Source organism: Roseibium denhamense, assembly GCF_009711415.1.
Classification (GTDB): Bacteria; Pseudomonadota; Alphaproteobacteria; order Rhizobiales; family Stappiaceae; genus Roseibium; species Roseibium denhamense.
Map to the genome: position 1 here is coordinate 195,388 of NZ_SMLZ01000110.1, position 21,517 is coordinate 216,904.

20 protein-coding genes and 1 pseudogene are annotated in these 21,517 nt (G+C 56.2%); 13 read left to right on the forward strand and 8 right to left on the reverse strand.

The annotated features are described in order from the left end of the window. Positions 1 to 77: 77 nt before the first annotated feature. Positions 78 to 983 (forward strand): LysR substrate-binding domain-containing protein, encoded by a 906-nt coding sequence (locus E1180_RS14230; protein WP_155191875.1) that lies wholly within the window; start codon positions 78 to 80, stop codon positions 981 to 983. Positions 984 to 1,063: 80 nt separating this feature from the next. Here the strand turns inward: E1180_RS14230 and E1180_RS14235 are convergent, their stop codons facing one another. The 4 genes from E1180_RS14235 to E1180_RS14250 all read right to left on the reverse strand — a co-directional run bounded on the left by E1180_RS14235 (position 1,064) and on the right by E1180_RS14250 (position 5,168). Then, positions 1,064 to 2,383: a TRAP transporter large permease gene (locus tag E1180_RS14235; protein ID WP_155191876.1), complete on the reverse strand. Its 1,320-nt coding sequence runs from the start codon at positions 2,381 to 2,383 to the stop codon at positions 1,064 to 1,066. 2 nt (positions 2,384 to 2,385) lie between these two features. Beyond that, complete coding sequence (locus tag E1180_RS14240; protein ID WP_196220599.1) at positions 2,386 to 2,889, reverse strand: TRAP transporter small permease subunit; 504 nt, start codon at positions 2,887 to 2,889, stop codon at positions 2,386 to 2,388. Between the two features lie 68 nt (positions 2,890 to 2,957). Next, complete coding sequence (dctP, locus tag E1180_RS14245; protein WP_155191878.1) at positions 2,958 to 4,001, reverse strand: TRAP transporter substrate-binding protein DctP; 1,044 nt, start codon at positions 3,999 to 4,001, stop codon at positions 2,958 to 2,960. Between the two features lie 624 nt (positions 4,002 to 4,625). Then, positions 4,626 to 5,168, reverse strand: a complete 543-nt coding sequence (locus E1180_RS14250; RefSeq protein WP_283404380.1) for a helix-turn-helix domain-containing protein — start codon at positions 5,166 to 5,168, stop codon at positions 4,626 to 4,628. A 153-nt stretch (positions 5,169 to 5,321) separates the two neighbouring features. On the opposite strand from E1180_RS14250, the gene E1180_RS14255 reads away from it, so the two are divergent. The 9 genes from E1180_RS14255 to E1180_RS14295 all read left to right on the forward strand — a co-directional run bounded on the left by E1180_RS14255 (position 5,322) and on the right by E1180_RS14295 (position 13,631). Continuing rightward, positions 5,322 to 5,618: a helix-turn-helix domain-containing protein gene (locus tag E1180_RS14255; RefSeq protein ID WP_155191879.1), complete on the forward strand. Its 297-nt coding sequence runs from the start codon at positions 5,322 to 5,324 to the stop codon at positions 5,616 to 5,618. A gap of 419 nt (positions 5,619 to 6,037) precedes the next feature. Continuing rightward, positions 6,038 to 6,415 (forward strand): hypothetical protein, encoded by a 378-nt coding sequence (locus E1180_RS14260; RefSeq protein WP_244314068.1) that lies wholly within the window; start codon positions 6,038 to 6,040, stop codon positions 6,413 to 6,415. Next, positions 6,415 to 7,230, forward strand: a complete 816-nt coding sequence (locus E1180_RS14265; protein ID WP_155191880.1) for a ParB N-terminal domain-containing protein — start codon at positions 6,415 to 6,417, stop codon at positions 7,228 to 7,230. Before E1180_RS14260 ends, E1180_RS14265 begins: the two co-directional genes overlap by 1 nt. Further along, on the forward strand, positions 7,230 to 7,706 hold the full coding sequence (locus E1180_RS14270) for a hypothetical protein (protein WP_155191881.1): 477 nt from the start codon (positions 7,230 to 7,232) through the stop codon (positions 7,704 to 7,706). Before E1180_RS14265 ends, E1180_RS14270 begins: the two co-directional genes overlap by 1 nt. Further along, entirely contained in the window at positions 7,703 to 9,724 is a 2,022-nt protein-coding gene (locus E1180_RS14275) for a transposase domain-containing protein (RefSeq protein ID WP_155191882.1), read from the forward strand. The genes E1180_RS14270 and E1180_RS14275 overlap by 4 nt, the downstream gene beginning before the upstream one ends. A gap of 35 nt (positions 9,725 to 9,759) precedes the next feature. After that, positions 9,760 to 10,818 (forward strand): AAA family ATPase, encoded by a 1,059-nt coding sequence (locus E1180_RS14280; RefSeq protein WP_155191883.1) that lies wholly within the window; start codon positions 9,760 to 9,762, stop codon positions 10,816 to 10,818. Beyond that, positions 10,815 to 11,081, forward strand: coding sequence for a hypothetical protein (locus tag E1180_RS14285; RefSeq protein ID WP_155191884.1), 267 nt, complete (start codon positions 10,815 to 10,817; stop codon positions 11,079 to 11,081). The genes E1180_RS14280 and E1180_RS14285 overlap by 4 nt, the downstream gene beginning before the upstream one ends. A 19-nt stretch (positions 11,082 to 11,100) precedes the next feature. Continuing rightward, entirely contained in the window at positions 11,101 to 12,657 is a 1,557-nt protein-coding gene (locus tag E1180_RS14290; RefSeq protein ID WP_155191885.1) for an ISL3 family transposase, read from the forward strand. Beyond that, positions 12,654 to 13,631, forward strand: coding sequence for an IS110 family RNA-guided transposase (locus E1180_RS14295; RefSeq protein WP_425280919.1), 978 nt, complete (start codon positions 12,654 to 12,656; stop codon positions 13,629 to 13,631). The genes E1180_RS14290 and E1180_RS14295 overlap by 4 nt, the downstream gene beginning before the upstream one ends. Before the next feature lie 234 nt (positions 13,632 to 13,865). Here the strand turns inward: E1180_RS14295 and E1180_RS14300 are convergent. The 4 genes and pseudogenes from E1180_RS14300 to E1180_RS22780 all read right to left on the reverse strand — a co-directional run. Further along, a pseudogene (locus E1180_RS14300) lies at positions 13,866 to 14,698 on the reverse strand (IS3 family transposase); the annotation flags it as partial. Positions 14,699 to 14,955: 257 nt separating this feature from the next. Next, positions 14,956 to 15,657 carry a DDE-type integrase/transposase/recombinase gene (locus E1180_RS22770; protein WP_155191886.1) on the reverse strand — a complete coding sequence of 234 codons (702 nt, stop codon included), beginning with the start codon at positions 15,655 to 15,657 and terminating at the stop codon, positions 14,956 to 14,958. A gap of 119 nt (positions 15,658 to 15,776) precedes the next feature. Next, the gene (locus E1180_RS22775) at positions 15,777 to 16,043 is read right to left on the reverse strand and encodes an IS3 family transposase (protein ID WP_425280918.1); all 267 of its coding nucleotides are present in this window, start codon (positions 16,041 to 16,043) and stop codon (positions 15,777 to 15,779) included. Continuing rightward, a complete protein-coding gene (locus tag E1180_RS22780; RefSeq protein ID WP_425280920.1) occupies positions 15,928 to 16,314 on the reverse strand; it encodes a transposase in 387 nt (128 codons plus the stop codon). The genes E1180_RS22775 and E1180_RS22780 overlap by 116 nt, the downstream gene beginning before the upstream one ends. Before the next feature lie 469 nt (positions 16,315 to 16,783). On the opposite strand from E1180_RS22780, the gene E1180_RS14315 reads away from it, so the two are divergent. The 3 genes from E1180_RS14315 to E1180_RS14325 all read left to right on the forward strand — a co-directional run. Next, complete coding sequence (locus tag E1180_RS14315) at positions 16,784 to 18,085, forward strand: TolC family outer membrane protein (protein ID WP_196220601.1); 1,302 nt, start codon at positions 16,784 to 16,786, stop codon at positions 18,083 to 18,085. 121 nt (positions 18,086 to 18,206) lie between these two features. Next, complete coding sequence (locus E1180_RS14320; protein ID WP_196220602.1) at positions 18,207 to 20,399, forward strand: type I secretion system permease/ATPase; 2,193 nt, start codon at positions 18,207 to 18,209, stop codon at positions 20,397 to 20,399. Positions 20,400 to 20,472: 73 nt separating this feature from the next. Continuing rightward, on the forward strand, positions 20,473 to 21,517 hold a 1,045-nt coding region (locus E1180_RS14325), incomplete at its 3' end, for an HlyD family type I secretion periplasmic adaptor subunit (protein WP_196220603.1).

The following is a 21,517-nucleotide window of genomic DNA, read 5'->3' on the forward strand; positions in this document are numbered from 1 at the left end:
ATGTTACCGGACTTGTGCATTGGCACGTAGTGAGTAATAGTCGTTTTGAAGTTAGATTTTCTGATGACAGATGAGGGATGAGAGAAAACCTACCCCCACTCAACGCGGTCCGTGCCTTTGAACAGGCCGGCCGACACCACAACATTGCAAGAGCTGCTCAAGAACTTGGGGTGTCTGCAGGAGCCGTCAGCCAACAGATCGCACAACTTGAGAAGTGGATTGGTTGCAAACTCTTTCGTCGCAACAACAGGGGTCTTGAGTTCACTAACGAAGGGCTAGAGTATTACGCCGCTGTGTCCACTGCATTCGGAACGCTGCGAGCAGCCACCTCTGCCATTTCTCGTCCAAATGTCAGAAAGAGTTTTGTTGTTTCGGTAACGTCCTCATTCGCCATGAAATGGCTAATGCCACGCTTGCAGGACTTTCGGGAAAAGTGGCCGGATATTGAGATATCGGTCAAGACAACCGAGCTTTTCGGAAAATTCGAAGAGTCAGATGGCGATGTCGGTATCCGGTATGGGACTGGCGACTTTGGTTCATTTGCCTCAACTGAACTTGCGAAAGACAAGCTTGTTTTGGTGGCATCGAAAACTCTGGTTCAAGACGTAGCGCTTGATGAGGAATTGTCGTTCATATCTTGCCTGCCACTGCTTGTCGATCGGCACCCCCGGCTTATTGCCAACTATCCAGGTTGGGCAGAATATCTGAAGTTACTCGGCATGAAGCAAGTCGACGGGCTCGTTTTCAGAGAGTTTTCGCAACAATGGATGGTGATCGCGGCGGCTATTAATGGCGAAGGAGCCGCACTGGTCAAGGAGTGCCTTGTCGCCGATGATCTATCTGCTGAGCGGGTGACACAACTGACCGAAAAGACGATAGAACTCGAAACTGGTTACCACCTTGTCCACCTGCCCTCCAACAGCAGTGACCCCGTTATACGTTCCTTCAAGAATTGGCTCCGAAGGGCGCTGAAGCGGAACTAGATCAAGTAAATTTTGCCAAAGTAAAACGCTAAGCGGCCGGCAATTGATCGCCAGCCGCATAAAAATTGATCAAAGTCTTATCAGTACATCATGCTCGGGAGGAAAGTCACAATGCTCGGCACCATGATCAATAAGATAAGTACGAAAACGTCGCACATGATGAAAGGGAATACGCCTCGATAGACATGCTCCACCCTGACGTCAGGCCCCGCCGATCCTGCCAGACCGAATGCATTCAATCCGACAGGCGGTGTCACGCCCGCAATTTCATTCATCTTCATTGCCACAACGCAAAACCAGATCGGATCGTACCCCAAGTTTACAACGATAGGGAACAGAATAGGCAATGTGAGAGCGAAAACTGCGGTCTGCGCGATCAGCATTCCCAGCACGAACCACGTCAGCAGGATCAGTGCGAGGATGAAGTGGCGATGGACATCCCAACTTTCTAAGAAAAGCGTTAGGTTGTACGGAATGCGGGTTAGTCCCAAGAACCTGCTGAAGAACATCGCACCGATAATAATAAAGAACAGAGTTGCGGTGATTTGCGCAGACTCCCGCAACGCCCCTCTGAAGTTATCCAGCTTCCGCAGCGGACCGTTTGCTAGTCCAAAGAGCAGTGTTCCAATAGCGCCGATGGCGCCGGCTTCGGTTGCAGTAAAGAACCCAGCATACATCCCGCCGATGACCAGTGTTCCAAGAAGTGCGATCTGCCACAAACCCCTGAGCGCTTTTACGCGATCTTTTGGGGTTACGGCATGTTCTTCTTCAGAAATTGGCGCAAGTTTTGGGTTTCGCTTCGCGCGCCAATACATCGAAATGGCATAAACCGTCGCTGTAAGCAGACCTGGAATGATGCCCGCCATGAACAACTGCCCAATCGATGTTTCCGTAAAGATCGCAAAGAGGATGAACATGCCACTGGGCGGGATCATTGAGGCGAATGTTCCGGAACTGGCGATCGAACCCAGCGCGAACCCGCGATCATATCCGTAGCGGCGCATTTCAGGATAGGCGATGCGGCCGAACACGCTCGCTGTCGCAAGAGATGAACCGCAAATCGTTGCGAATGCTGCGCTCCCGAATGAAGTTGCGATAGCCAATGATCCCGGGATGCGGGCCGCCGCTCTGTGTATCGATTTGTAAGCTTGTTCAGCAAACCCGCTTGCTGCTGCGAAAGCCCCCATCAGCACGAAAAGCGGCAACACCGTGTAGGTGGGCGTTGCTATGGAAGAATAAAGCGTTTCGCCTGCGAGAGCGATTGCAGCATTCCAATTGAGGAGCACGAAAACGCCGCTAAAAGCCACGAACAAAAATGCCACGGCAAGATGCATGCCCGCCAGAAGCAGCGACAGAAGACCCGCAACACCAAGTATGCCAACGGTCGTAAAAAAATCCATGGCTACTGCCCTTTCTGTTCTTGTGGGTTGGCTTCGCCGATTTTGCGAAGCATGCCGAAAACTGTGCTGAGGATTTGCAGGCAGTAGAGCGCCAGAGCCGCAACCATGACGAACTTCACGGGCCAAATTAGCAGTGGCGTTGGTCCTGCGATCGCCTGCCGACTTGCCAATGCGTTCTGAGCATTCAAGCCTACCGCGTAAAGAATAAGGATCATGGTGCCGGCGACGAGGAGGTAAACGAGCAAATCCAAGATAGCTGCCGCTTTGGTCGGTAGCCTATCCAGGACCAGTTCAACACGAACGTGGGTCTGTGTTTTTTCAGCGTAAGGCAATCCAAGGTAAACAATAGCGATCATTACAAACATCGCGCTCTCAGAGACACCATAGATGGGCGTACCGAGTGCACGGCTAATAAGATCGGTAGTGATGAAGCCCATCACAATTAGAAGCAGCCATCCACATATTTCGGCGAGCACATTCGTGGTTCCGTCGAGCACGTATTTCATGAATTTCCCTCCCATCCTGAGAGAAGTGGCACCTTGGCAGGTACCACTTCTCCGATTTGCTCCGAGTGTCAGCGAGCGACTGCTTCGCTAATAACCGTCCTGAATTGCTCAAGAATTGCCTCGGGATCGCTTACACCGGCATCCCGCGCCTCGGTGGCCCAAGTCGCTTGGTTGTTTGCGACTTCCGGCAGTTCGGCGAAGGCATCTGCAATGGAAATTGCTGCAACGTTGACCGTGTAGCCCGCGTCGCGCTGTGCTTGGAGGATGTCTTCGATGGAGGCGTTCCAGATCTCTGAGTAACGCGCCGTGGCACGTTCAGAAGCCAACTCAAAAGCGGCTTTTTGCTCGTCAGTCAGCGACTGCCACTTACTCTCATTGATCGTGATGGCGAACGGAATGGCCAGCCAGAGGTCTGGTACAAAGAATACGTTCTGAGCAGCTTCATCGAGGCTTGCGCGATGGATGCCGTCCAGGTTTGTGAAAACGCCGTCGATTGCACCGGTTTGCAGGCCTTGGTAAAGGTCGCCCCAAGGCATGGAAACTGGGGTCGCACCGGCGCCCTCTAGAAGGTTCAGGTACCAACGGCTAGCAGCACGTACGCGCAAACCTTCCATCGCTTCAAGGCTGGTGACTTCAGATTTGAACACGCCAGCATACGGCGTGACACCGTACATGTGAACGATCCGTTGCCCTTGGTTTGCAAACTCTTCGTTCAGTTCTGGAATGCGTTCGTACATCTGTTCGAACGACCAGACGATATCTTCATAGTCAGAAGGTCCTTTGGGGAAGAGATTGAAGGCACTGTTGAGCAGCAATTGGTTCGGGTAATAATTGATGTTTACAAAACCCATCTCTGTGATGCCGTCCCGCACACCGCCAAGGATTTCACGGCCCTGGATCAGTGACGAACCCCAATAGGGAACAACGGAAATCTCGCCACCAGAAGCGGTCTCCAATTCTTCGAGGAAGATCGACTCAGCCTCCCCGCGGACGTTGTTGGGCGGGGTATTCGTCGCATAATTCAAAGTCACATTTTGCGCCATCAGCGCGGATGACATCGCCAATCCTGCGGCGAAAGACAGTGTGCCCAGTTTGAGGGTTTTTGTGAGCATTCTCGAGAACTCCCTGTTAAGTGACGCTCTTCCGCAGAGCGGTCCGGTTCAATCAATCGCCAGGGTTGGAAGCTACAAAACCTGCCTGAACTCACGCGGCGCTTCGGCTTTTCTTCAGAGAGCTCCGGGCCATGAGAAGTGCAAATTTCTTAGCGTGAGCTCGAGTAAAGTGGAGCTGCACCCTGCACGTTTAATCCTCGGTTGGGAGAAGCAAAAATCGGAACCCCAGAAATCATCGATCAGGCATTAGAATTTCTGGTGGCCAATCAGATAATGATCTATTCACTCGGCAAGTACGACAAATGGTAACATCGGTTGCTAACAAAACAACTGTTTTGCAAGAAACAAGCAGGAAAGACTTGTTCAGACTTGGGCTTAGTCCACTGCACCGGCTTCGGTGCAGACCGCAGTGTATGGCCGCTTTCCACCCAAGGTTCAAACTCAGCGCACCGCGCAGGAAGTCACTTTGGCCTCACTCCGCCCCTTCGCCGCGAAACGCCTGAATACCGGCTATGAGCGGAACATCAAGAACGTGATCAAACCGGCGTGGCCAGTTCCTTCCCGAAATCCCGAAAATTGATTAGCAATTTTTTCAGTGTTATTATTGCGCACCCCGGACCAGCGTCAGGCCGGCCGTTTGCCGGTGCCGGGGGCAGACCGGGCGGCTTCGAGATCGCGGGCAATGCGCAGTTTCAGCCAGGGGAACAGCGCGCGGAGCTCGGCTTCATCGGACGGATTGGCGGCTGCGGCGCTCAACTCGTTATAGCGGGCGACGGTTTCGGCGAGATGGGCTTCGGGGGGCAGGCTCACGCCCTTTTCCCGGTGGCTGTCCTGGACCAGCTTGCCGGTCTCGCGAAAGACATCGGACTGGACCATCGGCTTGCCGCTGTCGGGTGAAGATCCGCCTGGCTCAGGCGGCGCACCGTTCAGGAACATCGGGCCTTGACCTGATATCAACCAATTCAGGTTTACGCCAAAGCGATCAAGATAAGCTTCGAGAACCGACGCATCTGGGGTTCGTTCCCCGCGCTCGTAGTGAGCAATTGAGTTCTTGCTTACAGCAAGGATCTTCGCGAAGGCCTCACGATCGGGCACAGCGCAGGCTTTACGCACGTCACGAAGCCGCCGACCTAAATCAGTTTTGGGTTCGCTCTCCGGTCTAGCCACAAAAAATCACCAAAGACTACATTTGCGCTTTACAAAAGCGCGAATGTTGTTTATCTATAATTGCAGCGGACTGCACATGCACCCCGCGATTGCGTTTTCACCCTCGACATAAACCGGCTTGCTGCAACAAGCCGGTGCCGCCGGAGACATCCGATGACCGGAAAACTATGGGATAAACACGCCATCAAAGCCGAATTGCATCGCCAGGGCATGACCCTGACGGCTCTTGCAATACGGGAGGGCATCAATCCCAAGTCTTTCCGGGGTGTCTGGGCGAGAACCCATCGCAAGGCGGAAGCTGCCCTGGCCAGGTTCTTGAGCGTTCCGGTCGAAGATCTCTTCCCGGACCGCTATCCCATTCGAACATCCCGTATTCTGTCTACCAAATACGAAGCCGAGTCTGCCAGCCAGAAAGCCGCTTCAAGCACAGCTTCCACAAAGGCTGCGTGAGATGGCCCGGCTTCACCAAACCCTTGTTGCCGCTGCGTCCCATGCGATCTGTAAACTTCTCCAGAAAGTCTGGCCCGGCAGCGACTTGCGCGCAACGGCAAAACCGCCTGTCGAATTAGACAATAACTGTGACAATGCCGGCAGACCGGAAAACCCGTTCCGGCAACACGTAAAGATACCGGCGGCACGCCATGAGACAGCGCTTCTTTTTGTTGTGTTGGCTTTCAGTCTTCTTTTCGCAGTCATGGCCAGTTGCAGCCAGATTTCTGGTGTCCCGTCATGAACCCACACCGGACAGAATCCCATCTTCTCAAGGCTCGGTCTTGTACTTCGTCTCAGACGAGGCTTGAGGATCGGCGCGCCTGCTGTCCCCCCGCCACAGGCAGGCGCGTCCACTTTTTTCCTGATGGAGATTTGTCATGATGAACCTCCACAACAGCCTGGACTTGCTGAATTCGGTCTATTTCGCATGCGTGTCTGCGACACGTGACGGCTTTCCCCATTTGAGCGTCGATGCGGTGATTGATCCGCCGCACGACTGGTTTGATGCAGCCCTTGCCCGCCAGATTGTCATGCACCTGATGGTCACCGAGTTCAATTTGCCCAAACGCCGTGTTGTCTCCTCACAAGAGCGATCCCGCGAGGCGGTCAACCGGGCGCTTCAGACCATCAATGAGCGTCTGGAGTGTCCGGTCTTTGCCGCGCATTACAGTCAGATCGCCGAGGCAGCTGCCACGCGCTATCACTTCCAGGTCGACCGCACCCTGCCCTCTTCTGATTTGGAGGGGGCTGCCTGATGGCCGAGTTCAAGTCCCTGTCTCTCTCCAAAATCTCGATCTCCACCCGTCTCCGGAACCTGGACGAAGACCTTGCCCGTGTCATTTCCGGGTCGATAGCCGAATACGGTCTGATGAACCCGATCACGGTCCGGGCAACGCCCCGGGCCAAAGCCGGCAGCTACACCCTGATTGCCGGTCTCCATCGTCTTCGCGCCACCGAACTTCTGGCGATTGAGACAATCGATTGTTTTGTCCTCAAAGCCGACCAGGCTGACGCTCAGCTTCTGGAGATTGCGGAGAACCTGCATCGCAACGAACTCTCCGTCATTGACCGGGCTGTTGCCGTTCTCAAATACCGGGAACTCTGGGAAGAGCGGCATGGTAAAATCCAGAAGATTTCAGCGCGGAACCCGAAGGGACAAGTTGTCCCTTCGGAGAGTCATGGGTTTTCCGACCACACGGCCAAGCGGCTCGGCCTGCACCCCAAGACCATCAAGCGCCTTAGCCAGATCGCTCTCAACTTGCATGCCGATCTGCGCTCTGCCGTCAAAGGCACGGAGATTGCCGACAACCAGTCGACCCTTCTCAAACTCTCACGGCTGGAACCGGTCAAACAGAAACAGGCTGCTGCCGCTTTCAAACAGGAACCGGATCTCAAGATGGTGCTGACCGCCATTGATGACCGGCCCAAACCCAAACGGCCGGACCCCGAGGCCAAGGCTTTTTCCGATCTTGTCAACGCCTGGCAGCGGGCGGGTACAGAAACCCGACAGCGGTTTTGCGACTATATTGTGCGGACGGACCAGCCTTCTCAAATGGAGGCCGCCGAATAATGAAGCCGCACCCGGACCAGTTTGATCTCTTTCAGGAAGCGCTGTTTCCGGTGCGCAGCGTCTCGGCGAGCATCGATCCGGACCGCTTCCGCTCAAAGATCAAACGGGCGATGGCGCGAGCGATCCGCGAATGCCCTCACAACCGGCCCGTCATTGCCGCGCGTATGGCGCAGTATCTGGGGCTTCCCAATCTCTCCAGAGCCTCCCTTGATGCCTATACCGCCGAGAGCAAGACAACCCACGATATCTCTTTGGTGCGCTTCAAGGCCTTCGTCCGGGCCACCGGCGCCACCTGGCTTTGGGATCTGGTCGTCTCAGAAGAAGGGCTTTTGATCCTTGAAGGGGACGAAGCCCGTCTTGCCGAGATTGCCCGCCTCCAGCAGGAACAACGGGATCTCGCCAAACAGCTTAAAACCCTGCGTTCTGTTCCCGTTGTCATCAAAAGACACAAGTCTGGGGGATCGGGCCGCTCATGACCAGCTGGTTTTCCCTGTCAGAGCTCGCCGCGGTCCGTCTACCGGACCTGCCGCAGACCCGTCAGGGGCTGGAGGCGCTGGCACGATCGGAAGGCTGGCAGGAAAATCCGCTTTATGCCCGCAAACGACAGGGCCGCGGCGGCGGCCGGGAATATCACATTGCCCTGTTGCCAAGAGCTGCCCAGTTGCGGCTGTCGATCCTCGCCCAGGAATTTTCGGAAGACACCGACAAGAATGCCAGGCGGCGCCGGAAAGACCTCTGGAAACGCTATGAGGCCCTGTCAGCGCACAATAAAACCCTCTGTAAACAGCGTTTAAACGCCCTTCAGGAGGTGGAAGACCTCAAGTTCGCAGGCCTCAACCAGACCGCTGCCATGCGCATGGCCGCAAAACGGGCCGGGATTGCCATTGCCACCCTCTATGCCTGGTATGGCCAGATCCAGGGACACCCCCGCGAGGACTGGCTGGCAGCGCTAGCGCCCAAAAATTCTGTGCAGGCCAATCGCCGTGCCGAGCGCGCCGAGTGCCACGAAGACGCCTGGGAAACCTTCAAATCCGATTACTTAAGGCCAGAACAACCGTCCCTGTCGGCCTGTTATCGCCGTGTTGTCTCCGCTGCCAGAGAACACGATTGGGGCAAAATCCCCTCCGAACGCGCCCTCCGCCGCCGTCTCGACACTGAAGTCCCCCGCGCCGTTCAGGTTCTGGCCCGCGAGGGCCGCGACAAGGCCAAGGCGCTATACCCGGCGCAGCGGCGCACCCGCCATCACCTACACGCCATGGAAGCGGTCAACATGGATGGCCACACGCTTGATGTTTTTGCCCGCATGCCGAATGGCGACATCATCCGGCCCTGTCTTATCGCCCTTCAGGATCTTTATTCCGGCAAGTTCGTCGCCTGGCGCTTGTCGGAAAGCGAAAACAAGGAGACCGTGCGCCTAACCATTGGTGATATGGTTGAGCGTTATGGCATTCCGGACAAGATCACGCTGGATAATGGCCGTGCCTTTGCCTCCAAATGGATCACCGGCGGCGCCCCGACCCGCTACCGCTTCAAGGTGCGCGATGAGGACCCGCGCGGGCTTCTGGTTGCCCTTGGCATTGAGCTTTCCTGGACCAAGCCGTTTTCCGGCCAGTCCAAGCCGATCGAGCGGGCGTTCCGCGATCTGACGGACGACATTGCCCGCCATCCTGTTTGCGCCGGGGCCTATACCGGCAACAGCCCGGATGCAAAACCGGAGAACTATGCCAGCCGGGCTGTTCCCTTTGAAGATCTGAAACACCACGTCGACCGGCAGATCCAGGAGCACAATCTCAGGACGGGCCGAAAAGCGTCCACCTGCGCCGGGCGGTCCTTCGAAGAGACCTTTGAAGCAAGCCTCGCCGATCCGGCAACCATCGTGCGCTGGCCAACATCGGCTCAGAAATCTCTATGGCTGCTGGCCTCGGAAGCCTTCAAGGCGCGCAAGGGCAACGGCGAGATCCATCTTTATGGCAACCGCTTCTGGCACCCGTCCCTCACCGCCTATGCGGGCAAAAAGGTCATCATCAGGTTTGATCCGGACCATCTGACAAGGCCGCTCAAGATCTATGACCTGGACAATGCGCTGATCTGCGAAGCGGACTGCGTCGCCGATACAGGCTTTCATGATGTGGATGCCGCCCGCAGCCATGAACGCTCGCGCAGTGCCTGGACCAAGGCCGTCAACCAGGAACGGCGGGCGCATGCCGCGCTCAGCGCAAATCAGCTTGCCGACATCTATGCCAAGGGGCACCAGCCAGAGGCCTCAACAAACCGGCAGGTGCCCCACCTCCCAAAAATTCCAAGATTGGTCCCGGACACGAAGATCCGGCCGTCTGCGCACACACAACGACCAGCTGAAGATCTCAGTTCCGATGCCGTGGAGCACAGTTTTTCCAGAGCGCTTCAGCTGGTGCAAAGGTCTGCCCCCATCGATCCGAAACCTGAAGAACAGATTGAACCGAAGTGTCCTCAGTACGGTTCCCGCAAACCATGACTGGCCGCAGGCCAGAACCGTTAAGGGATCCCTCCATGAATACCCACACGTCCGTTGCCGGTGAGAACCCGCCCGCTGGCGCAACACCTTTCCGAAAAACCTCCTGGGAGCGTCCGGTCACCGGTCCCCAAACCGGGCCGAACAGAACCCGGCATGACATTGACATCTGGTGGGGTCTTGTCGACCGGATCATCGAGGTCGCCCGTGCAAACGGCTGGTCGATGGGCGAAGTTGCCCGCCGTGTCGGCATGCCAGGCGGCACATTCTCCGTCTGGTATTCCGGAAAATACTCCGGCCGGCTGGAAAACCAGAATTCACTCGTCTCCAAATGGCTGGATGCCATCGAGGAACAGGCCGATATCTGTTCGCTCATCCCAGCCTCTCCCGGCTTCATGAAAATGCAGATGTCGCAGGAAATCATCGAAACGCTCTCCTGGGCGCAGATGACCTCGGACCTGGTGATGATCACGCAAGGGGCCGGAACCGGCAAGACCGAAGCCTGCCGCCATTATTGCGCCACCCGGCCGCATGCTTATATCGCCACCGTTTCCCCGCAGACCAAGACCGTTCACGGCATGCTGGTGGAACTTGCCGCCGAGCTGGACGTGATGGAACACAATCCGGCCAAGCTGACCCGTGCGATCGGGCGCAAACTGCAGCGCATCGGCAATGGCTCGCTGCTGATTGTCGATGAAGCCCAGAACCTGGTGGACGATGCCATCAATCAGCTCCGGCACTTTGTCGATGTCCATAAATGCGGCGTTGCCCTTGTCGGCAACAACGAGGTCTATGGGCGCTTTACCAAGAAGAACGACGGGCCGTCCTATGCCCAGCTGAAAAGCCGGCTTGGCAAACGGCTGAAACGGGAAAAGCCCCGGGTTTCTGATCTGCGCACCTTCATACAGGGCTGGAATGTCACCGATCCGGACTGCGTCAAGCTGTTGATCGGCATTGGCATGAAGGGCGGCGCCATGCGCCAGATCGACAAGACCATGAAACTTGCCACCATGATCGCCATGGGAAGCGGCGAGGATCTCACCGTCGATCATATCCAGGCCGCCTGGAAAAACCGCGACGTGGAGGATGTCACATGAGGGCCGTCTCCACCGAACTCAGCGACAGCCTCAACGCTTTCCATGAGGATTTTCTGGAGGCCGGCAAGTCCGGCACCCCGCTGCCCGCCCGTCAAATGCTGGTTTTGGCCCGGTCCTTTGCGATCCTGTTCCGGCTCGCCAAGAACCTGGAAGCCGAACTTGCCATTCACAGTGTTGATTTTCACCGAGAACTGACCCGGTATTTCCACCGAGAATTGGCTCTGACTCACATTTGCTGCTGTTTGAAGACAGGCTTTTGCTGATTCACTGGAGGATCAGCTTATGCGACATCGAATTCCGCGCGCGAGCCTCGCGCCTGACGGCTTTTCAGTAGATGAAGTGAAGGTTGCAGCGGATAGCGTTCAAATTCAGTTGCGGTCGCGTCAGCCCTTTGGAAGATGTCCGGACTGCGGGCGAGTAAGCCGAAGAGTTCAAAGCCGTTATGTGCGCCGGCCTGCTGACCTTCCGCTTTCCGGTCGGCGTGTCCAACTGAAGATAGTCGCGCGCCGGTTCTGGTGCGATGCTGTCCTGTGCGGTCGACGCATCTTCTGCGAGCAGTTCGATGGCAGTGTGCTGGCTCGCTATGGTCGGCGTACCCAGCGACTGGAAACAATCGTCCATCATCTCGGCCTGGCACTGGGTGGCAGACCGGCCGCCGCCTTTGCCAACCGCCTCATGATGCCGGTGAGCAACGACACGCTGCTACGGGTGGTTCGCCGGCGTATTGCCGATCAGAGCGACGAACTCACTGTCATAGGCATTGACGACTTTGCCTTTCGACGCGGCCAGACCTACGGAACGATCGTTTGCGACCTGGAACGGCGGAGGCCTGTCACCCTCTTGCCAGATCGGGCGCTGGATACGTCTCGATCATGGCTTGCCCAACATCAGTCGATATCGATCGTCGCTCGCGACAGGGGTGGCGGCTATGGTGAGGCCATCGCGAAGGCCTTGCCTGATGCAGAGCAGGTCGCTGACCGTTGGCATCTGATGGAGAATTCCAGCCGGGCCTTTCTCGATGCTGTCGGCAGGTCTATGCGCCAGATCAGGCAAGCGGTCGGCAGCAATGTCGTTGACCCCGAGCTTTTGACTTATGCGGAAAAGTTGCAATACGAGGGTTATCTGCGCCGTCAGGAAACGAATGAAGCGATCCGCGAGCTTTCGAAAAAGGGCACCCCCATTCGGCAGATCGTGCGGCAAACCGGTCATAGCCGGAAGCTTGTCCGCGACGTATTAAGAGGCCAGCGCCTTGATGTCTTTCGTACACGGCCCAGCTCGCTCGATAGCTGGCTGCCTTGGCTCAATGGCCGCTGGGACGAAGGAGCTCGAAACGCTTTGGCACTTTGGCGCGAGATGCGGGAGAAGGGCTTTCCAGGGCAAAGCGGTGTCGTCTCACAATGGGCGCAGCGCCGCCGGCTGGCAGAGAAGGCCAACCAGAGTGGACTTGCCCGAACGCCATCGGTAAGGGTTATCGCTCGATTGATGACTGCCGCACGCGATGATTTGGCGAAGTCCGAGGCAGTCTTGGTGGCGGCGATCGAAATGAGTGTTCCGGAACTGGTGGCCGCGCGCGACACCATCGGCGACTTCCAATCCATGATCCGCTCGAAGACAGCACGCAGGCTTGATGATTGGCTTGAAACAGCCAAGAACAGCTTGGTCGGATCCTTCGCAAAAGGCGTCGAAAAGGATATCGACGCCGTTCGAAACGCCATCATCTCTCCTTGGTCGAATGGGCAAACTGAGGGACAGATCACGCGCCTGAAGCTCATCAAACGCCAAATGTACGGGCGAGTAAAACTCGATCTGCTGCAAGCGCGTTTGATTGGTGCACCATAAGATCTGTACGTCAGCAAAAGTGCGTCAGAGCCAAGAATGACCCCAAGGATGCCCAGGTTATCTTGCACATGCTGGAGATCGGTGCCGTGCAGTTTTTCCATGACCCGTTGGTGACCGGTACGGCCGACATCCAGGAGCTATCAAAGACCCACGAGATCGTTTCACGCTCAAAGACCGAACTCTGGCACCGTATCCTGACTCATTACCTGCCGCTATATTTTCCGGAAGCCGACCGCTTTCATCGAAACTCGCGGACGGATTGGTTTTTGGCTTTCCTGGAGAAGTACCCATCGCCACACATGATCACCGCCATGAGCCGGGAGGCCTTCATCGCAGATGCCTGGGCGGTTGTCGGCCGCAAAGTGTCTAAAGAACGCCTGCTTTCAGATATTTACGCTACTGCTGTTGGTTCGGTTGGCCTACCGGTTCATCCGGATTCTGATGCCGTTCGCATGTTCCGTTTGGTACTGGCCGAGGGGCGCAGCCTGATCCGGCAACGCGATGAGATTGAGGCCCGAGCGGTCAAGCTGCTGTCTGATCTATCTGACTACCAGTTGCTGACGACCATTCCCGGCATCGGTCCGATCAACGCCATGACCATCCTGGCTGAGGCTGGCAACCTGCGTCGTTTCCGCCATCACCAGCAGTTCCTGAAGTTCTGCGGAATGGATCTCGCCACCGTCCAGTCAGGCATGTTCCGCGGCCAAAGCCGAATCTCAAAGTATGGCAACGCCCGGCTGCGACGTACCCTCTGGATGGCTGGCCAGACAGCAGTGTTGAAGAAAACGAACAGTTTCCGCGACAAGTTCGAACGCTACATCTCAAGGGACCGGCACAATGCTCATCTGCGTCGCAAGGCCTACACCGCAATCGCTGCCAAGATGGCTCGCACTGCACACGCCGTAGTCAAGAACGGCGAACCCTATCGTCCCTTCTTCGAGGGGATGAGCCCAGGCGGAAAGACCTCTCTCTGAAGAGCCGTGGAGGCAGCTTGCTGACCTCGTAGATAATGTTCGGGCTTTCTGCTTGGGATTTGGAATCTCGTATTGAGGACGGTGAGAGCCGCCAGCAGGCGTACTCTGTGTTTGCTATGGAAGAGATCATTTCTTGACGGCAGAGCCCGTCTGGGCAAACGTAACAGGGCATTCGGAACGCCGTATGCCCCATGACCTGCTGACTAAAGCAGCCAATTTTTCCCGACATAGGACGTTGTCTGATCTGATGTTGGCTGGAACACCTCGAAGGATGAAGAGATCCGTCAGCACATCAATCACGTCGGTGGCGTTCAGCCTTCGCTTCACCCGGATTGCCAGGCACTCTCGGGAATACTCGTCCAGGATGTTCAGAGTCCGGAATGCCTTTCCTTCATTGGTTCGGCAATGCACGAAGTCATAACTCCAGACATGATTGGGATACTCTGGTCGCAACCGGACACATGATCCGTCGTTCAGCCAGAGCCGCCCTCTCTTTGGTTGTTTCATAGGAACTTTCAGCCCCTCTCGTCGCCAAAGTCGCTCAACACGCTTGTCATTCACATGCCAACCGGCCTCTCTGAGCAAAGCAGCAATCCGACGGTAGCCGTAACGGCCATACTGGCGGGTCAGCTCAATCATATCCGCCACAAGACGTTCTTCGTCAGCACGCCCTGCTGGACATTTCCTCTGCGTGGATCGGTGCTGACCCAAAACACGGCAGGTTCGACGCTCTGACACGCCAAGATGTTGGCGGATATGATCGATGCAGGCGCGACGACGGGCGGGGCTCAGAAGTTTCCCTTTGCGGCCTCTGACAAGATCAGCTTGTCTAGGGTCAGGTCAGAGACCGCCTTGCGCAGCCGCTCGTTCTCTTTCTGAAGGCGTTTGAGTTCTTTCAGTTGGTCGGTTCCCATCCCACCATACTGCTTGCGCCAACGGTAAAACGTCTGTTCGGTGATGCGAACCTGTCGAATGGCATCGATCCTCGGCATCCCTTGGCCGACAAGGACTTCAACCTGCCGCAACTTCGAGACAATTTCTTCTGGCTTGCGACGTTTCGTAGACATTTTGATCCTCCGATTTCCTAAACATAACGGCGGACCACTTCAAAGGGGGAGGATCACCTTTCAGTGCCCCCCGCGGCACCAACCATGCCGCGTGGCCGGACTTCGGGAATGAACGAAATCTGTCTGGATCGGATCTTCCTGAGAGTTATGCTGTGGTGCTTGCCGAGAAGTCGTCAGTAATGATCCATATGATTGAGTATGGGTACAATGGTGATGTGAGGACCGAGGGTTCCCCAGAGTATGCGGACTGGGACCGCCTAACCATGCTGCGTTAGCGGCGGGTAACAGATCAGGTCGAACACCTGCGTGGCGGTATGGAGCTTGTTTCTACGGAAGTGACCCTTGTCATGCCGCTTTACTTCGCGCGTCTTAATCACCACTTGCAATAGGCGAGCCCTGTTGACCTGATTGACCGCTGGGGCCAACCGGCTCCGCCGCCCCCTTGGGCAGTCTGCTCCCCTAGGGCCACTTCCACTGCAGAAGCCACGGGGTGCGCCTCCACTGCCACCAGAACCGCCTGGGCCTCCTTCGCCGCCATTTCCTCCTGCACCTGCCGTGCCACTGTTCCCTTTAAAGTCGATTTGACTAACTGGCACGCCAATCAAGGTGAGAGTTCCACCGTCACCACCGTTTCCACCTCGGCCTCCCACTTCGCCAGTGCCCCCGGGGCCGCCGTTCCCGCCGCGTCCAGCGCCGCTCATTGAGACCTGGAAGCCATGCTGGCGCAGAAGCTTCTGATAGTCGTGAGAGCAATATTGGCTACCGAGGTCCGTGTGGTGAATGCAGCCCCTGGGCGGACGGCGCAAGGCGATGGCCATATTCAGAGCCCGGATGGCCAGATCGCGTTTCATCCGGTTGCTGACAGCCCAACCTACGACACGTCTGGAATGCAGGTCGAGGATAACGGCCAGGTAGAGCCGCCCTCCCAGGTCCACACATAGCTGATGTCGCCAGCCCATTTCCGGTTCGGCCGGTCAGCAGAAAAGTCACGGTTCAGCAGATTTGGCGCGATGTTGAACTTGTGATTGCTGTCGGTTGTCACCTTGTACTTCTTGCTCCTTGTCACGGTGATCGCATTCTAACGCATCCGCCGTCCAATACCCCGATGACCGGCATCAAGTCCGAGCGCCTTCAGGTGTTCGGTCATGCGAGGACGCCCATAGCTGCCAGGCGAAAACCGAAATTGCTCTCGGATTTGAGCAAGCAAGACCAAATCCTGACGCTTCCGGTCACTTACAGGGCGATCCCGCCAGAAACGGTGGCCCCGGGGACTGACGTTCATGATCTGACATAATCTGGAAGCCGGAAAAACACCTTGGTTCTCCGCGATGAATGAAAACCTCATTTGCTTCTTTCCGCAAAGAAATGGCTGGCCTTTTTAACGCCTCCCTCTCCTCCCGGAGCAGGCGGTTTTCTCGGCGAAGCTTCGCTCTCTGCTTTTCAAGGTCAGATTGGGTGGCCGGTTTCTCAGGATCGCGCCGGATATGCTGTATCCAACGGTCCAGTGTCGAGAAACCAACACCAAGATCTTGGGCGACTTGCCTACGAGACAAGCCGCTGGTCAGCGCGATCCCTACGGCTTCTGCGCGAAACTCCGCGCCGTGACGTGATGCCATGAACATTCTCCTTTGTGGCAAAATACCAAGTCAAAGGAGCGGTACAAATCCGGGACAGGTCCAGTTTCGCCATGCGAGAGAGGTTACTGCGATTTCTTCGACGCCCGTTTCCGAGATAAACTCTGGACGAAAAAACCTTCTACTCCCTGAAAAAGGTAAAAAGCCCTGATCGAGCAATGGAGGAAACACTACATTATCAAGGGCCCACAAAGCGCCTTGGACCACTGACACCGGAAGCCATAATCCCAATGGATCAAAACCCGAGCATGCACTAATGATCGAATCGAACCACTCCGGAGGGGCAGGTCAGTATCTGCAGTAAAAACCTCACATTCCAGTCACACTAACGTAGCAAAGCGGATGCACTAGTACCCGAAGTATTGTGTCGGGGGTAAGTATGCGTTCCATTTTAATATTGATATTGTCATACCTAACACTATCCGTGCCGGCGTCTGCACAGACGGTGCACTTGCAGGAAGCAGTTCAATCCGCAACGCAGAATCACCCGAAAGTTCTAGAAGCAAGCAGCAACTACAGGATGGAGGCCGCCCGGCTCCGCCAGTCTGTCGGCCGATACTCGCCGACTGTTGACCTGGCTGCCGCGATCGGTCCGCAGTACGTCGACAAACCGAATTCTCTTTCTGTCGATGAAAATCGGGAATGGAAAACCAAACGCCAGGCTGACCTTACAGCAAGTCTAGTCCTGTTCAATGGGTTTAAGCGCGCGAATGATGTTTATTCACGTATCGCCAGCCTCAACGCATCCTCATATGCAGTCCTGGACGAGACCGAACAAACCGCACTTGCGGCGACTGAGGCATATCTCGATGTAATCAGGCATCGAAACATTCTCTTGATCGCCAAAAACAATGTCGACATCCACCGATCATATCTGTCGCAAATTACTAGCTCATTTGAAAATGGTGGGGCCACAGGCGGCGATGTTGCCCAGGCCCGAGAGCGCCTGCGGGCAGCAGAAAAGGTAATTGCGGATGTGCGCCAAGCGGTCGGTTTGGCAGATGCGAAATACGAGTCAATCGTCGGTATCGCGCCACAACGCCTGACCGCTCCAGCCTACCCGAAGACACTGCCGAATTCCGTTGGTCAGGCAATCGCAAAAGCAAGGGCCAGTCATCCCGCTTTAAAATCTAGTGAAATGGCCGTTGAGCAAGCCGAGTTCGAACGCAAGAGGGCGCGGAGCGACTACTATCCAACTCTTAGCCTAGACGGTAGCGCCTCCGTCGGTGAAGACGTCGGCGGAACGTCCGGACTGAACAACGAGTATTTTGTCGGGGTGCGTGTTGCATGGAACCTATTTGACGGAGGCATCAAGAACGCCCGCGAACGCGAACGTGTGGAAGAGGTTTCGGCTCGCAAACACCAGCTGGACCAGATCCGAAGAGACGTCGATCTTGCTGTTCGAGACGCATGGGTTAAGAAAGTCACGGTCGATGAGCAGGCCAGTGATCTTCGTGCCCAACTCGCCGAAGCGGATCGAATGGTGGCCGCATTTAAACGGGAGTACGAGGCGGGAACGCGCAGCTACTTCGATCTCATGACGGCTGAAAGCAACCGATTTAACGTACGCATCGAACTGACAAGCACCCAATCCATTGCGCACTATTCGCGCTATCAGCTGCTTGCGGCCACTGGCAAATTGCTGAGTTACTTCAACGTGCAACCGCCCGAGCAGCACCAGCTTTTGCAGCAGCCTAACAATCCTTTGGGCTTTGCACTTTCAAATGGTCTTTACCTGAAACCGCTTGACTGAATCAGGAGCCGGTTGCGTGTTGGAAGGAAGTCCCGGCGCACCTCAAACCGGATGCGACCGGTACCCAACAGATCGAAGCTCCCGGCGTTTTACAGAAAATAGCCCCGTTGGGAGTGGAGCGTTGTTGCAGTCCGAAGACGTCCATGGCAACGAGCAGGTTAGGCTTCCTGATAACGGTCTTTTGGCGTGCTTGGTCCATGTCGCCAAGTTGCACGGCTTATCCGCCAACGCTTTGGAAATCGCGCACGGCCTTCCTGCCACTTCTACCGGATTAACAATCGACTACCTTGAAGAAGCAGCTGGTCGCCTAGGGTTGGTCACTCGGTCAGAACAGCGCCGGCTGATCGCAATACCGGCGGTAACATTTCCGGTTCTTCTGACGCTGAAAGACGGATCTTTCGTGGTTTTGAAAGAGCGGACGAGTTCAGATAAACTCGTGATTTTCATGCCGTCGCCGCTTGAAACAACACGCACTTTGTCCTCGAAACAACTTAATCAGGACTATACCGGCCTTTGTGTTTTCCTTACGCCAGAATTTGGTACGGCATCATACGACCCGACCAACGATGCGTTCGAAGCAAAACCGTCTCGCTGGTTCTGGTCAGCGGTCAGTATTTTCTGGCCGAATTACCTTCAGGTGGCGCTTTGCGGTTTATTTGTGAACCTGCTCGGGCTCGCCGCACCGCTGTTCACGATGAATGTCTATGACCGGGTTGTGCCGAACCTGGCGATCCCCACCTTGTGGACGCTGACCGCGGGCGTTGCTTTAGCATTGGTGTTTGACTTTTTCCTGCGACTTCTGCGCACAAGCATCGTCGACCAGACCGGACGGCGGGTCGACATGGCAATTTCCGGCCGACTTTTTGACCACCTTCTGGCGATTAAACTGACAACTCGGCCCAACTCTTCGGGAGACCTATCGAACCAGATCCGCGAATTCGACACGGTGCGTGACCTGATCACATCCAGCACTGTGATCGCGCTAATGGACACCGTGTTTATCGGCTTGTTCCTCTATGTGATCTGGCTGCTTGTCGGTCCGCTCGCATATGTTGTCGGCGCCGCTGTCCCGTTGGTTCTCGTGGTCACGATTTTGTGCCAACTACCACTGGAAAGCGCTGTGCGGCGCAGCCAGCAGGACAGCGGCCGCCGCCATGGCCTCTTGTTCGAGACCCTATCCGGCCTTGAGACCGTTAAGTCGATCGGGGCAGCCTCATGGCTCCGGCGCAAATGGGACCGTAATGTCGCACTTTCAGCAAGCTCCGCCGCCCAGGCGCGGTTCTGGAACAGCATTGCCCTCTCGGTACTCACGTCGGTCCAACAGGTGACGACCATCGCCGTCACAGTTTGGGGTGTTTTTTTGATCCTCGATGGCGAAATCACCATGGGCGCCGTCATCGCCACCAACCTATTGGCCGGCCGTGTCCTTGCGCCGCTTGCAAACGTTGCCCAGACCCTAAGCCGCCTATCACAGGCGCGCTCGGCCGTAAGAAGCCTCAACGCATTCATGGCGTTGCCCGCCGACCGCAATGGGGCCGGTCTCGCCTTGCCAGCTCCCATCCGCGCAGGATCAAGTCTGGAGATCCGCGACATTGGCGTTCAGTACCCCGGCCAGGCCATGCCCGCTCTTGAAAAGGTCAGCACTCGCTTTCAAGCGGGGGAACGTGTCGGAATTGTTGGTCTTGTAGGTGCGGGGAAATCGACTTTCGGACGGGCGCTCTCCGGTCTGGTAGATCCCTCTACCGGTCAAGTTCTTTTCAACGGGATCGATTGCCGGCAGTTCGGACCCGCCACATTGCGTCAGGCAGTCAGGTACTGCGGACAGGATCCGGATATTTTTTCCGGAACCGTGCGCGACAACCTCTTGATGTCCCAACCGTTTGCTGACGACGACGCGCTGCTGGCTGCGGTCCGCCAATCTGGACTGGAACGCCACCTTGCTCAACACGATAAGGGCTTGGACATGGATGTGTTGGAACGCGGTCGGAATTTGTCGGGTGGACAACGACAATCGATCGCGCTGGCTAGGATCTTCCTATCCCCTCCCTCTTTTCTGTTCCTGGATGAGCCCTCTGCAGCTATGGACAAACAGGCCGAGCGGGAGCTGATGGGACAACTTGCCGAGATTGCTCGACAGGGAACTGCCTTGCTAATTGCCACTCACAAGGAGGCCGCGCTGGCACATGTAGATCGGATTCTCGTGTTTGATCGCGGCCGACTTGCACTCGACGGACCGCGTGATCTGGTCCTCCAAAAACTTGCCTCCTTCCAAAAACCGGTTCACCAGGTCAAAGCGGATGCAAAGAGCAGTTGAAGACCGTTTTGCTAATGACGTCCGGCGGGCGCTCGTTAGACCCTCAGGCCGCAGGACCTGGGTGCTACTCGGCATGCTGTTTACCCTTTTGGGACTTGGATATGCTTGGGCCTCTTCAACCGTCTTAGAAGAGGTCACGCGAGGGGACGGAAAGATCATCGCCGCGCAGAACAACCAGGTGGTGCAGTCGCTTGATGCGGGGCTCATCGCGGAGGTTGCGGTTAGGGAGGGCGACCTGGTGCAACAGGGGCAGGTGATGATGCGGGTCGACGACACTGCCGCCCTTTCCAAGCTAGGCGAAGTTGAAGAACGCATTGCATATCTTTCCGCCCGAAAAGCACGCTTGGAAGCAGAAATTAAGGGCACAGATCCGGATTTCGGTCTTTTGGGCCACGTGCCGGACACCATTCTTCGGGGAGAACAGAGCCTTCTCGTCATCCGGCGGGATACGCTTGCCAAAGAAACTGCTATTGCCGAGGAACAGAAACAGCAACGCCTCTTTGAGCGCGAGGAAACGCTGTTGAAAATTTCTGCTGCTCAGACCGCACTCGCCCTGTCAGAAAGAGAGCTCGAGGTTGCAGGCAAGCTCAGGGACGCCCGCGCCATGCCGGTTCTGGAGTATTTGAAACTCGAGAGGCAGGCTCAGCAGGACAAGCGGGAGTGGAGTACACTTACGGCGACATTACCTAGGATTGAAGCAAGCATTCGTGAAGCAGACCAGAAAATCGCGTCTCTGAACTCCTCCTTTCAAGCAAAAGCTCATGAGGAATACGTCGAAAGCCTGAGTGAACTCGCCGTCCTAAGCGAAACAGTCCGCCAGCTACGGGACAAGGCGGCAAGGACTGTGCTGCGCGCGCCTGTCGATGGCGTGATCAATGCTATTCCCCTGAAGACCATAGGCGCTGTCATCCAACCTGGTGAGACACTAATTGAAATTGTGCCCGTCAACGACACCCTCCTGGTAGAAGCCAGAGTGCGGCCGCAAGACATTGCCTTTATTCATCCGGGACAGGACGCTCGCATACAGGTGACGGCCTATGACTATACGGTTTACGGCGACCTTGCTGGTGAGGTCGAACGCATCGGCGCGGATTCCATCCGCGATGAAGAAGGTAATG

Bases quoted from the DNA above. Each gene is read 5' to 3' on its own strand.
- E1180_RS14230 (WP_155191875.1), top strand. From the start codon at position 78: ATGAGAGAAAACCTACCCCCACTCAACGCGGTCCGTGCCTTTGAACAG.
- E1180_RS14235 (WP_155191876.1), bottom strand. From the start codon at position 2,383: ATGGATTTTTTTACGACCGTTGGCATACTTGGTGTTGCGGGTCTTCTG.
- E1180_RS14240 (WP_196220599.1), bottom strand. From the start codon at position 2,889: ATGAAATACGTGCTCGACGGAACCACGAATGTGCTCGCCGAAATATGT.
- dctP (WP_155191878.1), bottom strand. From the start codon at position 4,001: ATGCTCACAAAAACCCTCAAACTGGGCACACTGTCTTTCGCCGCAGGA.
- E1180_RS14255 (WP_155191879.1), top strand. From the start codon at position 5,322: ATGACCGGAAAACTATGGGATAAACACGCCATCAAAGCCGAATTGCAT.
- E1180_RS14260 (WP_244314068.1), top strand. From the start codon at position 6,038: ATGATGAACCTCCACAACAGCCTGGACTTGCTGAATTCGGTCTATTTC.
- E1180_RS14265 (WP_155191880.1), top strand. From the start codon at position 6,415: ATGGCCGAGTTCAAGTCCCTGTCTCTCTCCAAAATCTCGATCTCCACC.
- E1180_RS14270 (WP_155191881.1), top strand. From the start codon at position 7,230: ATGAAGCCGCACCCGGACCAGTTTGATCTCTTTCAGGAAGCGCTGTTT.
- E1180_RS14275 (WP_155191882.1), top strand. From the start codon at position 7,703: ATGACCAGCTGGTTTTCCCTGTCAGAGCTCGCCGCGGTCCGTCTACCG.
- E1180_RS14280 (WP_155191883.1), top strand. From the start codon at position 9,760: ATGAATACCCACACGTCCGTTGCCGGTGAGAACCCGCCCGCTGGCGCA.
- E1180_RS14285 (WP_155191884.1), top strand. From the start codon at position 10,815: ATGAGGGCCGTCTCCACCGAACTCAGCGACAGCCTCAACGCTTTCCAT.
- E1180_RS14290 (WP_155191885.1), top strand. From the start codon at position 11,101: ATGCGACATCGAATTCCGCGCGCGAGCCTCGCGCCTGACGGCTTTTCA.
- E1180_RS22770 (WP_155191886.1), bottom strand. From the start codon at position 15,657: ATGGGCTGGCGACATCAGCTATGTGTGGACCTGGGAGGGCGGCTCTAC.
- E1180_RS22775 (WP_425280918.1), bottom strand. From the start codon at position 16,043: ATGAGGTTTTCATTCATCGCGGAGAACCAAGGTGTTTTTCCGGCTTCC.
- E1180_RS22780 (WP_425280920.1), bottom strand. From the start codon at position 16,314: ATGGCATCACGTCACGGCGCGGAGTTTCGCGCAGAAGCCGTAGGGATC.